The organism is Klenkia sp. AC732 (assembly GCF_979256525.1).
On sequence record NZ_CEEDOS010000001.1, the window covers coordinates 83,910 to 96,870 of the forward strand.

Here is a 12,961-nt window from a genome sequence, read left to right on the forward strand (position 1 = left end):
GCTCGGGGCGTTTCGGCGAGCCTCGGGCTACCAGCGTGATTGCGACGCTCACGGCGACCGCGGGCAAGACGAGCGCGGCCGCCCGCCGATGCGGGCGCAGAGGGCTACGTCGGTGCGGCAGAGCGGGCGGTCCACGACCGAGCAGTCGCCGCACTCGGTGTTGATGCCGGCGGTCGAGCAAGAGCTGTTGCCGGAGACCCAGGAGCACGGGATGGGCGTGGGGACGGCAGTCAGCACCCCTCGATGATCACGTCGTCAGCACCGGTGGACGGGAGCACGACGGACCGGGGTCGACTGGTGGAGGTCGTCAGTCAGAGGCCTGGCACGTCACTGGTGCCGGGGCTGGTGCCCGGTGGCGGGTGCTGGGTGCCTTGAGGCTTCCCCGTCACGCGGTTCAGGCCACCTTCGCAACGGCGAAGACGTCGGCGGGCAAGGCGTGCCGGAGCTCCCACAGGATGCGCATCGGACGTTCACCGCTGTGCGACCGGTAGTCCATGGGCCCGGCGTAGAGGTAGGGCGCGGTCCCGAGCGCTCCCTCCTTGGACTCGCGGAGGAACAGGTGGACCGAGGACCCCTCGTCACGGTGGTGCCGGTACCGGCGACCGGTGGGGGAGTCGGCCCGGGTGGCGTTCTGCGACTCCCACTGGAACAGCGTCGGGGAGATCGCCGCGTCCGCGTACATCGTGGTGGGGGAGAAGTGCGCCTCGGTCTTCACCAACGTGACGAAGAACAAGTCGGCGCCGGCCTCGCGTGCGAAGTGGACTCCGGACCCGAACGTGCCCCTCAGCGATCGGACACCGAACGCGGTCAGGGCTTCGGTGCGGCTGTACCGGGCGTGGACGTGCAGGGGTTCGACCGTGGACGCGGCCGGCGTCACGCGGTGGATGCGCTCGAAGAGGACATCGGCGACCTCGCGCAGCTCGTCGACCCGCTCGTGCTGGGCGACCAAGCGTGCCAGCGCCCTCTCGAGATCGCTGAACGGTTCGGTCGAGCCCCAGAGCGTGGCGTTGAGCATCGCGCACAGGCGACGGTCCCGGTCGTCCACCAGGGCGGGGGTCCTGTCCATGACCCGTCGAAGGTGATCCAGACGCTCCGGGTCGTCGACGTGCAGGAGCCGGCCGATCGCCCGGCCGAGCGCGCTGTCGTCGTCCTCGGGTTCCGACGGCGGGACCACGTGACCGGCGGCCCGCCGAAGCGCGAGCCACCCGCGGTCCTGACCTCGGTAGAGGTCCTCCAGCTCCACGCCGGTCTCGGCCAGGAAGGCGAGCAGGGTCGAACCCGGCAGTCCGCGGGCCTCGGCCACCAACCCGGGCCAACGGACGTCGAGGGCTTGCCGGACGTTGGCCAGGACGACCTCGGTGGACACCCGGTCGAGCTCGACGTGGCATCCGGCCGGCAGGGTGGGGAAGCCGTCCCCGATCTCGCGGACGAGCCGCCGCCGCGTGACGCCGGTGAGTGCGCGGTAGCGCAGGTCGAAGCGGAAGTCGCGGTGCTGGGCACCGATGAAGTCCAGGACCGTGAGGCACGCCTTGCCCTCGGCCAGGCGGAGCCCGCGGCCCAGCTGCTGGAGGAAGACCGTGGCGCTCTCGGTGGGCGGAGGAACAGCACGGTGTCCACGGTGGGAAGGTCGATGCCCTCGTTGAACAGGTCGACGGTGAACAGCACCTGCACCGTGCCATCGCGAAGTGCCGCCAGGGCAGCGGACCGATCGGTGCTGCTGGTGGTCGCAGTGACGGCACGGCTGGTGATGCCGGCGGCGGTGAAGCGCGCCGCCATGAACTCGGCGTGCTGCTGGCTCACGCAGAAGCCCAGGGCCCGCATGCGCTGCGGGTTCTCGATCTTGTCCTGCACGGCACGCAGCACGAGGGCGACCCGGGCGTCGTTGCCGGTGTAGACGCCGTCCAGCTCGGCGATGTCGTAGCCACGGCCCCGACGGAAGGTGAGCCCGTCGAGGGCGACGCCGTCGTGGGTGCCGAAGTACTGGAACGGTGCGAGCAGGCCGCGGTCCAGTGCTTCCCACAGTCGGAGCTCGACCGCGCGGTGGCCGCCGAACCAGCTGCCGACGTCCGCGCCGTCGGTTCGCTCGGGGGTGGCCGTCAGCCCTACGAGGACCTTGGGCTGCAGGTGGTCGAGCAGTCGTCGGTAGGTCGCAGCTTCGGCGTGGTGGAACTCGTCGACGACCACGACGTCGAAGTGGTGCGCGTCGAGCTCGGCGAGGTCGACCTGGGCGAGGGACTGCACCGAGGCGAAGACGTGCCGCCACTGTTGGGGCCGTGCGCCGTCAACGAGCAGCTCGCCGAACGAGCCGTCGCGCAGGGTGTGCCGGAAGGTGGCCAGGCTCTGGTGCAGCAACTCCTTGCGGTGCGCCACGAACAGCAGGGTGTTGACGCCGTGGTCTCGCCGCAGGTTCCTGTAGTCCAGAGCCGAGACGACGGTCTTGCCCGTGCCGGTCGCCATGACCACGAGGTTGCGCCAGCGGTCGTGCACCACCCTCTCCGCGGCCAGTGCCTCGAGGATCTCCTGCTGGTACCCGTAGGGCCGGACGTCGAGCGAGGTCAGCTCGATGGGGAGGTCGCCGCTGCGCTCGCGGCTCAGTGCGGTACGGAGTCGATCTCCGTCGGCAGCCCGGTCGTAGGGCTCGAAGGACGGGTCGGCCCAGTAGCTGTCGAACGTCGCGGCGAACGTGTCGAGCAGGTGACCCTGCTCGGCAGACGACAGCCGGACGTTCCACTCCAGGCCGTCGGTGAGCGCCGGAGCCGACAGGTTCGAGGATCCGACGTAGCCCGTGGACAGCCCGCTGTCCCGGCGGAACAACCAGGCCTTCGCGTGCAGCCGGGTGCTTCGCGTCTCGTAGGAGACCCGGACGTCGGCGCCCAGCTCGACCAACCGGTCGATGGCTCGAGGGTCGGTGGCGCCCATGTACGTGGTGGTGAGCACCCGCAGCGGCACCCCACGGCCCCGCAGGTCCTCGAGCCCGGTCTCGAGCACGCGCAGGCCGGCCCACTTGATGAAGGCGCAGAGCAGGTCGACCCGGTCGGCCGACAGCAGCTCCCGGTTGACCTCTCTGCCGATCTTGGGCTGACCGTGGCCGTTGACCAGCAGGGCGCTCGTGGCCAGCGGGGTCGCCGGCCGAAGTGGAGGCACCGGGCGGCCAGGGGTCCCGCTGGGGCGTGAGACGGCCAGCAGGAGTCTGGCCGGATCCAGGACGACCTCGTCGTCCTCCAAGGCGACGGCCAGCCGGTTGGCGAGGGCGACCTGGTGCCTCAGCTTCTCGGCGGGGTCCTTGCCGTCGACCGCGCGGAGAGCTCGGCGAGCCAGGTCTCCGAGGTGGCGGGCGAGGATGTCGGCGGCCTCCACCGCGTCCACCTGGCCGAGGTCGAGGAGGTCGTCGTCCAGGTGCCGCAGGCGCTCGTGCAGACCGGTGGTGATCAGGTGCTCGTACAGGCCAGCGACCGGCTCGTCCCCCATCGGCCGAACCTAGCCCGCCCCGGGAGCTGACGTGCAGATCACCGGACCAGGGACTCCAGCAAGCTCTGCGTCTCGTCGTCGGTCGAGTAGAGGTACACACCGCGCAGCCCGCGGGTGAGCAGCACCTTGTAGACGTTGCGGACCAGGAGGTCGAAGTCCCCGTCGCCGACCCTCGTGGTGTTCTTGAAGTCCGGGTCCCGGTTGGCGCTGCGGACGGCGACCCACCGGTCGGTCCGCCACACGAGGTCCGGGCCCATCAGCACGCCGTTCCACTCGTACTCGAAGCCCTGCGCGGTGTAGACGCAGCCGACCTGCCCGAATCCGCGGTCGTCACTCGCCCAGAGGGCAGCGGGCGGGGCGCCGCCGACGGCGCGGTCCCCCTTCAGGTTCCACGGACGCGACCAGTCGCCGATGTGGACGTCGGGCACCAGCTCGCCGTGCTCCGTCGGGTCGCTCCACGGCCAGCAGTACCCAGCCGCCATCCGCGCGTTCTGGTGCTCGGCGAGGCGTTCCGCGAGCAGTGTCTCCATCCGAGACGGGGTCGGAGCGGTGCGCACCTCGAACCGCTCGTCGCCGACCCACGGCACGGGGCCGCCCGGGCTCAGGCCCAGGAGGCGTTCGACCCAGTCGATGTACGCGCTGCTCCCACCACTGCGGTACTGGGTCGACAGGTCGATCCGGTGGACGTCGAGACCCTTGTCGCGGGCGTGCTTCTCGATGTCGTCGACGGTGCCCATCTCACCGGGGCGGACGACCTGGTGCTGGTCCAGGAGGAAGACCGGTACCCGTGCTGCGTCGATCAGTTCGTCGACCTGCGGCCGCGCTCGTTCTCGCACGGCCTTGCTGGTGTATCGGTCGACTGAGGTCTCGCGGATGCGGTGCGCTTCATCGGCGATGAGGACGTCCAACCCGTTCTTGTCTGCCGACATGAACTGGTTGAAGTAGACGAAGAGCTTGGCCACTGCGGGGGCCCGGTGACCTGCGACCTTCCGCAGCGTCTGCGTGAAGGACCGCGAACCGGTCGCATGCACCGCGCGGATGCCCCGGCGCCCCAGCTCGCCGAGCAAGGACAGGGCGATGACGCTCTTCCCGCTGCCGGGCCCGCCCGAGACGATGACGACGCTCTTGTGGTCTCCGCTCCGGGCCTTCTCGACCTCGTGGAGCACCAGGTCGTACGCGACCCGCTGCTCGTCGAGGAGGACGAACTGCTCGCGGGTGCGGATCTCCTCGGCTGCGACGGCCAGCAGCTGCTTGCTGGGGGAGTGCGAGGAGCGGAGCAGGCGGTCGGCGTGGACCGAGGCGTTCGTGGGTGTCAGGCGAGCCTGCAGGAACTCGATGAAGTCGCCCCGGTCGCGGCCGGTGAACAGGCGGCCCAACTCGTCCTGCGGGTAGGCGAGCAACGCGTCCACTCCGTCGTCCATGGCGTTGTGCAGGTAGGCCGCGCCGGCGAGGACGTCTGGGCTGCCGTGCAGGCAGTCCACGAAGTCCTGGAGGTACTCGCAGTAGGCGCGCACCTGGGCGACCGGGTGCAGCACGGGCCGTCGGCCGTAGCTCGACTGCAGCACCAGCTCCGGTTCGTCCTCGAAGAGCTCGGCCCGGGACCACTGCTTGAGCTCGACGACGACGTAGGACGGTCCTCCGCGCCGGGGGTGCTCCCCGACGAGCACGACGTCGATGCGCTTGCTGGACAACGGCAGTTGGTACTCCAGCAGCACCTCGACCCCACCCAGCCCGGCCTGCTGCAGGTCGGCGGACAGCGCCGTGAGGCTCGCCTCCCACGACCGGACCTCGGCGGCCGAGGCGGCCCGGCTCATCGTCACCCGCATCTGGCCGGCCAACGTGGACCCGACGCGGTCCGCAGCCGCCAGGGTCTGCAGACCGTCGCCTGAGGTGCGGAGCAGAACCACGGTCGTCCCCCGAGCAGCACGAAGTCATCGTGCGGATGGGGGGCGTGTCCTGCGTTCGGAAGCCAGTCGTACCGCGTCGAGGAACCATATCCACCCGGGCGTGCGGGTGTTCTGCGGCGGGAGAGGCTGCTGGGACCGCGCCGCTGCCTCGGTGGGCGAGTCGGGAACCACGCGGTACCGATCCGATCGCAGACTGCGGGCATGACGTGGAATGGCCCCGGGGGCGACGGCGGATCGATCGACACAGCGGGTGGGTCGTCCGGCCCTGCCAAGACGGTGGTCGTGTCGGGCGGGCTCGCCGCACTGGTCGTGCTGATCGGATTCGCCAGCGGCGGGGTCAGCGGAGGCCTGAGCGCCGTCGGCCTCGTCGTGCTGGCCGTTGGGGCATGGGCCTTGCTCCGGGGTCGACTGCACGGCTTGGGCATCGCCAGCCGTCGCGCCGCCGCGGGGGTCGCAGCTGCTGGCTTCGTGGTGACCGGCATCGGTGGTTCGCTGGCTCCCGCTGCAGACGCCGAGCCCCTCCCGGAGCAGGTCGCGGCGGTCACGACGACCGCTCCTGCGCCGGCCACTTCGAGTCCTTCGACCACGCGCCCCGTGCAAGCGGTCACGACCACCTCGGCGGCGCCGACCACCCCGGCCCTGCCGCCCGCCCCGGTCATGTCGATGACCTGCCCCGGCGCAGGCTCGGGTGCTTCGCCGGTCTACGGCCAGCAGATCTCGGCGACTGGCCCGTACGAGGTGACGATCGACTACGGCGACGGTGACGTGTACACGAACGACGACCAGAACCTGGCCGCGGTCTTCTCCCACCGGTACCTGAGCGCCGGGACCTTCGTCGTCCAGGCGGTGCTCACGGACGTCGCTGGGCAGACTGCGTCGGCGAGCTGCTCCTACACCTGGGCTGCGCCCGTGCCCGTGCCCGCGCGCGTGCCCGCGGCCGTCCCCGCGCCCGCTCCTGTCCTCGGTTCGAGCGGGGGGTCGGGCAGCGGCGCCAGCTCTGGTGGCGGCGCCGAGCCGTACTACCAGAACTGCGATGCAGTCCGGGCGGCTGGCGCGGCGCCGATTTCCCCGGGCGACCCGGGCTTCCAGCCGAAGTTCGACCGGGACGACGATGGGGTGGGCTGCGAGTAGTCAGCTGCCGGCCAGCGTCGAGGTCAGCTCAGTGAGGGTCCTGTGCGGTCCACCGGTGCTCCCCCAACCCGGACAGTCGGCCGTGCAGGACCACCGCCACCGCTCCGGGGATGCGCTCGTCGGCGAACACGGCACCTGTCAGCGCACCCGCGATGGGGGCCACCGTGTCGGTGTCACCACCCAGGTGGACGACCCGCCGCAGCACCTGCGGGAAGGACGTCCCGCCGCGCAGGCGCCCAGACAGCTCGACTCAGCCTCCACTCCACGTGAGCTTCCGCGCTCGCGCAGAGCTGGAGCCGACCCGCAGGCCCAGTCCGCCGCGGTTCTCGTCTCCGCTGTCTGCTCTCGGATCGGTGTCCGACGCTGACGCTCTCGCGCCTCGATAACCTGCACACCTTGCGAGACGGGGTGATGGTCCCCGGACTCCGGGGCCACGACGACAGGAGCCGCACCGGTGCGACGGCACGGCTTGACGCGCTGGGTGCTCGTCCTCAGCGCCCTGCTGCTCGTGCTGATCGTCGCCGCGTCGACCGCCGTCTTCGCCACCGAGGACCAGGTGCAGGCGACCCAAGCCCGGCAGGACGAGCTGAGCCGTGCCGACCGGATCGAGGCGCGGCTGCTCACCGGCTACGTCGACGAGGAGACCGGGCTGCGGGGCTACCTGCTCACCGGGGCGCCGGACTTCCTCACGCCCTACCGGGAGGCGGCGGACGCCGTCCCCGCGCTGACGGACGACCTGCGGGTGTCCTGGGCGGAGGTCGGCGGACCGGCTGAGCTCGTCGACCGGCTGGACGAGGCGCACGCGGCCTGGGTGGCGTACGCCCAGTCGCAGATCGACGCCGTGGCCGCGGGGCGAGGCGAGGACGCCTCGTCGGTCGTGGGCACCAAGCGCGGCAAGCAGCTCTTCGACACGATCCGGGTCCGCGAGCAGGCGGTCGCCGACTGGCTGACCACTGCCCGGGACGCGACCGCGGACCGGCTCGGGGAGCTGCAGGACCGCCTCACGATGCTGCTCTCCGCCACGCTCACCACGCTGCTGCTCGTCACCGTCGTCGGGTGCGTGGTGCTGTGGCGGGCCCTCGCCCGGCCGCTGTCCCGGCTCGCGGAGGCCACCCGGGCCGTCGCCGCGGGCGACCTGGGCGCCACCCTGCCGGTCACCGGCGCCCAGGAGATGCGCAGCCTGGCCGCCGACGTCACCGCCATGCGTGACCGGCTCGCCGCCGACCTGCACAGCAGCCGCCGCGCCCTGGAGGCCCTGGAGCAGACCGGGCCTGCGGTCTCCGCGCTGCGCGAGGCACTGGAGCCCGCCGAGGACGACGTCCCCGGGATGACGGTCGCCGGGCGCCTGGACCCGGCCGAGGGCGTCCTCGCCGGCGACTGGTTCGACACCGTCGCACTGTCCCCGACCCGGCTGGCCCTCGTGGTCGGCGACGTCGCGGGGCACGGGCCGGCCAGCGCCGTCTTCGCCCTCCGGCTCAAGCACACCCTGCTGGCCGCGCTGCGCGCCGGCCTGAGCCCCGGCGACGCGCTCACCGCTGTCTGCACCGACCTCGCCGAGGTGCCCGTCGGCCGCTTCGCCACCGTGTTCGTCGCCGTCCTCGACGCCGCCGAGCGCACGCTCGCCCACGCCAACGCGGGCCACCCCTCCGGTCTGCTCCTCCGGACCACCGGCGGCGCGCCGACCCACCTCGAGCTGGGGACGACGGGGCCGCTGCTGTCCTCGGCCATGCTCGGCCGCCGCTGGCGCACCGAGACGGTGGGCACCGACCCCGGCGACCTGCTGCTGGTCTTCACCGACGGGGTCACCGAGTCCCGCGGCCCCGCGGGGGAGGAGTTCGGCACCGAGGGCGTCCTGGCGACGGCCGCCGACCACCCCGGCGCCGAGCCGGAGCGACTGGTGGCCGCCCTCGCCGCGGCCAGCATGCGGTTCGGCGGCAGCGCGCCGCGGCGGGACGACCACACCGTCGTCTGCGTCCGCGTCGACGAGCCGGACCGTTAGTGGGCGCCGCCTGCCAGCTCGGCTGCCAACCCGGTGAGGTCGCCGACGTCCCAGCGGTGGTCGCCGAACCCGGGCACCCGGCCGTGCAGCACGGCCACCCACCGCGCCGGGATGCCGTCCACCCCGAACACGGCGCCGGCCATACCGCCGGCGACCGCGGCCACCGTGTCGGTGTCGCCACCCAGGTCGATCACGCGCCGCAGCACCTCGGGGAACGACGACGCCCCGCGCAGCGCCCAGACCGCCTGGCCCAGCGTCGGCCACACCGCGCCGTTCGTCTCGGTGGCGTCCGCCGGCGTCCAGTCCGCGGTCAGCACGGTCGCCCACCGGTCCCGGTGCTCGGGCGCCACCTCGTCGAGCGCACCGTCGACGGCCCCGAGCGGGTCACCGCCGTCGAGTGCGACCCGCACCAGCTCGTGGAAGACCGCGCAGCCCTCGCCGGCGGACGGGTCGCCGTGCGTCAGGGCCGAGATCCGGCGGGCTGCGTCCATCGTCGCGGCTCTGCCCTGGGGCGCGAAGAAGACCGCGGCCGGCGTCGTCCGCATCAGCGAGCCGTTGCCCGCGGCGTGCCCGGACCGGGCGAAGTGCTCGGCGGCGGCGACGTCCCACGGGCGCCCCGAGCCCAGGACCGCGCGGGTCTGGTTGCCGATGTCCGGTGGGTCGCCCGCAGCCCACCGGGCGAACCGGCCGAACAGGTCGGCCTCGTCCAGCCCGCCGGACTCGACCAGCGACTGCCCGACCAGCAGCGCCATCTGGGTGTCGTCGGTGAACTCACCCGGCGCCCACCCCAGCGCGCCGCCACCGCACATCTCGTCCTGCGGCCCGTCGGCGTCCACCGGGAAACGGGCCGAGTAGCGCCCGGGTGGGCCGAACTCGAACGGTGCGCCGAGTGCATCACCCACGGCCGAGCCGAGGACGGCGCCGGCGGCTCGATCAGGACGGTCCAGGGCCGTGTCGCCTCCCGGGCAGGGGGCGGCGCCGATGCACCGCCGGTCGGCCCCATCCAACCGGGCGGGCGGCACTACCGCGCCCCGGCCAGCACCTCCCGCAACCGCACCGCGAACGCCTCCGCCACCCCGGACCTCGGGCACGATCGCTGCCTGGGGCATCTCGCCGGCTCGGGCGTCACCCCATGAGGGCGGGTGCAAGGCCGCCCACTGGGCGTCGCGGTGAGACCACGCTGCAGTCGTGGGTCGACTGGAGTTCGACCAGACCAGGTCTGGAATGCCGACACCCCGGTGTGAGGGAGAACGGACGCCTCGTTCAGTCGCTGGGGCGTGAGAACGTGGCTCTTGTGGCGTCCGGCTGGGGCAAAACCGCGAGATCGGGGACTGGCACGATGGGCTTGGACTTCACCGCAATCGACTTCCAGACCGCGAATTCATTTCGGGGATCACCCTGTTCGGTGGGTCTGGTCAGGGTGCGGGACGGCGTGGCTGTCGACGAGCGCGATTGGCTGATCCACCCACCGGCTGTCGTCGCGCACTTCGATCCCTGGCACGTGGAGATCCACGGCATCACGGCAGCAGCTGTGGCTGGCGCCCCCCACTGGGGGGAGGTACTGCCCAGCATCATGGAGTTCATCGGTGGTGATGTCGTCGTGAGTCACAACGCAGCGTTCGACATCGGCGTGATCCGTTCCGCCTGCGCAGCAGACGGACTCCGTTGGCCGGCGATGCGATATCTGTGCTCACTCGTGTTGGCGCGTCAGGCCCTGCCCTCCCCGTCGTACCGACTCCCTTACGTGATCGAGGCCCTGGGCCTGTCGATGGGCAGGCACCACGACGCCCTGGCTGATGCCGTCGCCGTCGTCGACATCGTCCGGGCCTTGGCTGATCGGTACGACGCTGGGGACGTCGACGCGTTGGCTCGAGCCATTGGTGTCCGGGTCGGGCGGATGAGCGAGGGACGGCACGAGGGCAGCCTGGCGTCGTCAGCCCGTGGACTCGTGCAGGGTCAGCGTGCCGAAGACGCCGATCCGGAGGGCTACCTGTTCGGCCGAGTCGTCGTCATCACCGGCACGTTGTCGTCCATGACCCGACAGATGGCGTGGGACGAGTGCGCGAAAGTCGGTGCCGTGGCCGAGAAGGGCACCACGAAACGGACCAACGTCCTGGTCGTCGGGGACATCGACCCGACGGTGCTGCGGCCCGGGTCTGCGTTGACCGGTAAGGCGAGAAGGGCCTTCGAGCTCCAGGAGGGCGGTCAGAAGATCGAGGTGATGACCGAGGACGACTTCGTCCGTTGCTTGGACGGTCAGTCGATCGACCTTGCGTGACCCGGTGGACCCTTGACGGCTGAGTCCAGGTGCGGCGTCGGCGACGCGTAGAACGGAGGCACTCACCCGGGCGGGCGGCACTACCGCGCCCCGGCCAGCACCTCCCGCAACCGCACCGCGAACGCCTCCGCCACCCCGCCGACCTCGGGGCCGCCGTACCCGCCGTGGTGTCCGGGGAAGACCGCCGGCTCCGTGCCGAGCGCGCGGGCCAGGGCCCGGCCGCAGCGGTGCGCCAGCTCGCCGCCGGACGTCGTCCCCACGCCGACGACGAGGCGGTCGGTGCCGCGGAGGGTGCCCAGGTCGGGCCGGTACAGGCAGATCGGCTCCAGCGCGTTGAGCACCAGCCGCTCGGTGACCCGGACATCGCTGCCGGGGGAGCCGGGCAGCGGGCGCTCCCGCCGCGGGGAGGTGAAGCCGGTGAACGCGGCGAAGGCGTCGAGGCCGGCGTCCAGGCCGTGCGAGCGGTGCGCCTCGACCACGCCGTGCACCTGCCGGGCGGCCTGCGGACCGTCGTCGAGCCACCACACCAGCGGCGGCTCGTAGGCCACCGTCGTGCCGACCAGCTCCGGGTGGGTGAGCGCGAGGGACAGCGCGGTCACCGCGCCGCCGCTGGCGCCGAACACGTCGGCCGGGCCGTCGGTGACCGTGCGCAGGACGCGGGCCAGGTCGTCGGCGAGCAGCTCGGGGTCGGCGCCCTCGTCGGGGTCCTCCAGCGAGCTGCGGCCGGTGCCGCGCGGGTCGTGCAGCACCACCGTGTGGTCGTCGGCCAGCCGCTGCGCCAGCGCGCGGAAGCCGTCGGCGCCGATCGACTGGCCCACCAGCGCGACCACCGGACCCGAGCCCAGCACCTCGTAGGTCACTCGGGCGCCGGGCACGCGCAGGTCGTGGACGGTCGAGCCGCGGGTCTTCTCGTCGTCCATCCCCCCGTCCTACCGGCCCAGGGGGTCGGAGTCCAGGGCCGACGGCGTGTGGCGTCCGTTCGGGTTCCGGGCCCCGCGCATGCGCCAGGATCAGGCGGTGCGCTTCTCCCGCCGCTCCCGCCCGCAGCCCCAGCTCGCGCCGTTGCCGCCCGCGGGGCCGCTGGAGCTGATCGGGCTCGCGGTCCCGCCCGGCCGTCCCGTCGTCGCCGACTTCGGCCGCGGGCCCACCCCGACCGCGTTGTGGGCCACCGACGAGGACGTCCCGCACATCCGGGGGCTCTGGCCGCGGTTCGCCGCCGCGCACGCCACCACCGGGCTCTGGCCGCTGGTGCTCACCGGCAACCCCGGGCAGCCCGAACGGCCCTGGGCGATCGGCGAGCTGGACCCGGTGCCCGTCTCGGCCGTGGACGCCGTCGACCCCGCAGCCCTGCTGGCCCGGGCCTGGCAGGAGCAGTTCACCGCCGGCGACCCGCAGCTGGCGCCCTTCCAGACCGGCTTCCCCGGCCTGCAGCCGGCGCCGCCGGAGGGGCCGCGGGTGCTGTCCACGCCCACCGTCCTCGGCGAGGGCGCCCGGCTCGGGCTGGTCAGCTGCTCCCGCCCGGCCGACGCGGTCGCCCTCGCCGGCTGGGTGGGCGCGATCAACGCCCGCAGCGCCGCCGAGGTCTCCGCGGTGCTGCGCAGCTGGGAGGACCGCTACGGCGCCGTCGTCGCCGGGCTGTCCTCCGACGTCCTCACCGTGCTCGTGCCCACCCCGCCGACCGGCGCGGCCGCCGAGCGGGCCGCCGCCGAGATCGTGGCGCTGTGCCCCGACGCGCTGTGGCAGTCCGGGTTGGACAGCGTCCGCGCGGTCGCCGAGCAGCTCGCCGTCCGGCCGCAGTGGGACCTCTGGTTCGACTGACCGGGTCACACCCTGGGGTGAGCCCGGCTCAACCCGGACCACCCTGGCGCCGACACCGACGCCATGGACCCACGCGCGTACCCCGCCCCGCACCGGGTGGTGCTCTGGGGAATCGTCGCGCCGCTGCTCGTGGGCGCCACCGTGCCCGAGCTCGGCGGCGTCGCGCTGCTGTGGCTCGTCATCGGCATGGCCACCTTCGTGGTGTCCGGCCTCAGCCGGGCGGTGCGCGCCGCTGACCCGGGTGACGACGTCGTCCCGGCTGTGGTCCCCGACCGCGGTCCCCGCCGTCGGACGCACACGCTGGAGGACCCGAACGTCGCTGCGGCCCGCGCCGGCAGCTGGGGCTGAGGCACTGGCGCG

The 12,961-nt window shown here is 72.8% G+C and carries 11 protein-coding genes; 5 read left to right on the plus strand and 6 right to left on the minus strand.

Going from position 1 to position 12,961, the window contains the following annotated elements:
* Window positions 1-394: 394 nt before the first annotated feature.
* The 3 genes from AC0IVP_RS00395 to AC0IVP_RS00405 are packed head-to-tail and all read right to left on the minus strand — an operon-like array spanning window position 395 to window position 5,375.
* The gene (locus AC0IVP_RS00395; RefSeq protein WP_471753757.1) at window positions 395-949 is read right to left on the minus strand and encodes a DUF3427 domain-containing protein; all 555 of its coding nucleotides are present in this window, start codon (window positions 947-949) and stop codon (window positions 395-397) included.
* On the minus strand, window positions 874-3,468 hold the full coding sequence (locus AC0IVP_RS00400; protein WP_471753759.1) for a DEAD/DEAH box helicase family protein: 2,595 nt from the start codon (window positions 3,466-3,468) through the stop codon (window positions 874-876). The genes AC0IVP_RS00395 and AC0IVP_RS00400 overlap by 76 nt, the downstream gene beginning before the upstream one ends.
* 38 nt (window positions 3,469-3,506) lie before the next feature.
* Window positions 3,507-5,375 carry a DNA/RNA helicase domain-containing protein gene (locus AC0IVP_RS00405; RefSeq protein WP_471753761.1) on the minus strand — a complete coding sequence of 623 codons (1,869 nt, stop codon included), beginning with the start codon at window positions 5,373-5,375 and terminating at the stop codon, window positions 3,507-3,509.
* A 201-nt stretch (window positions 5,376-5,576) separates the two neighbouring features.
* On the opposite strand from AC0IVP_RS00405, the gene AC0IVP_RS00410 reads away from it, so the two are divergent.
* A complete protein-coding gene (locus AC0IVP_RS00410) occupies window positions 5,577-6,506 on the plus strand; it encodes an excalibur calcium-binding domain-containing protein (protein ID WP_471753763.1) in 930 nt (309 codons plus the stop codon).
* 28 nt (window positions 6,507-6,534) lie between these two features.
* Here the strand turns inward: AC0IVP_RS00410 and AC0IVP_RS00415 are convergent, their stop codons facing one another.
* Window positions 6,535-6,750: an ADP-ribosylglycohydrolase family protein gene (locus AC0IVP_RS00415; RefSeq protein WP_471753927.1), complete on the minus strand. Its 216-nt coding sequence runs from the start codon at window positions 6,748-6,750 to the stop codon at window positions 6,535-6,537.
* 210 nt (window positions 6,751-6,960) lie between these two features.
* Here AC0IVP_RS00415 and AC0IVP_RS00420 point away from each other — a divergent pair, with 210 nt between their 5' ends.
* Window positions 6,961-8,505 (plus strand): PP2C family protein-serine/threonine phosphatase, encoded by a 1,545-nt coding sequence (locus AC0IVP_RS00420; protein ID WP_471753765.1) that lies wholly within the window; start codon window positions 6,961-6,963, stop codon window positions 8,503-8,505.
* Here AC0IVP_RS00420 and AC0IVP_RS00425 read toward each other — a convergent pair.
* On the minus strand, window positions 8,502-9,407 hold the full coding sequence (locus tag AC0IVP_RS00425) for an ADP-ribosylglycohydrolase family protein (protein ID WP_471753767.1): 906 nt from the start codon (window positions 9,405-9,407) through the stop codon (window positions 8,502-8,504). The genes AC0IVP_RS00420 and AC0IVP_RS00425 overlap by 4 nt on opposite strands.
* A gap of 437 nt (window positions 9,408-9,844) precedes the next feature.
* Between AC0IVP_RS00425 and AC0IVP_RS00430 the strand changes: the two genes are divergently transcribed.
* Entirely contained in the window at window positions 9,845-10,783 is a 939-nt protein-coding gene (locus tag AC0IVP_RS00430; protein ID WP_471753769.1) for an exonuclease domain-containing protein, read from the plus strand.
* Between the two features lie 80 nt (window positions 10,784-10,863).
* Here AC0IVP_RS00430 and AC0IVP_RS00435 read toward each other — a convergent pair whose 3' ends face one another.
* Complete coding sequence (locus tag AC0IVP_RS00435) at window positions 10,864-11,703, minus strand: alpha/beta fold hydrolase (protein WP_471753771.1); 840 nt, start codon at window positions 11,701-11,703, stop codon at window positions 10,864-10,866.
* A 97-nt stretch (window positions 11,704-11,800) separates the two neighbouring features.
* Here AC0IVP_RS00435 and AC0IVP_RS00440 point away from each other — a divergent pair, with 97 nt between their 5' ends.
* Both AC0IVP_RS00440 and AC0IVP_RS00445 read left to right on the plus strand, forming a co-directional pair.
* Window positions 11,801-12,601: a DUF4253 domain-containing protein gene (locus AC0IVP_RS00440; RefSeq protein WP_471753773.1), complete on the plus strand. Its 801-nt coding sequence runs from the start codon at window positions 11,801-11,803 to the stop codon at window positions 12,599-12,601.
* 63 nt (window positions 12,602-12,664) lie between these two features.
* A complete protein-coding gene (locus AC0IVP_RS00445) occupies window positions 12,665-12,949 on the plus strand; it encodes a hypothetical protein (RefSeq protein WP_471753775.1) in 285 nt (94 codons plus the stop codon).
* The last annotated feature ends 12 nt before the right edge of the window (window positions 12,950-12,961 follow it).

What these genes read in the sequence shown, in the direction of transcription:
- AC0IVP_RS00400 (WP_471753759.1), bottom strand. Translation starts at nt 3,468, where the DNA reads ATGGGGGACGAGCCGGTCGCTGGCCTGTACGAGCACCTGATCACCACC.
- AC0IVP_RS00430 (WP_471753769.1), top strand. Translation starts at nt 9,845, where the DNA reads ATGGGCTTGGACTTCACCGCAATCGACTTCCAGACCGCGAATTCATTT.
- AC0IVP_RS00435 (WP_471753771.1), bottom strand. Translation starts at nt 11,703, where the DNA reads ATGGACGACGAGAAGACCCGCGGCTCGACCGTCCACGACCTGCGCGTG.
- AC0IVP_RS00410 (WP_471753763.1), top strand. Translation starts at nt 5,577, where the DNA reads ATGACGTGGAATGGCCCCGGGGGCGACGGCGGATCGATCGACACAGCG.
- AC0IVP_RS00445 (WP_471753775.1), top strand. Translation starts at nt 12,665, where the DNA reads ATGGACCCACGCGCGTACCCCGCCCCGCACCGGGTGGTGCTCTGGGGA.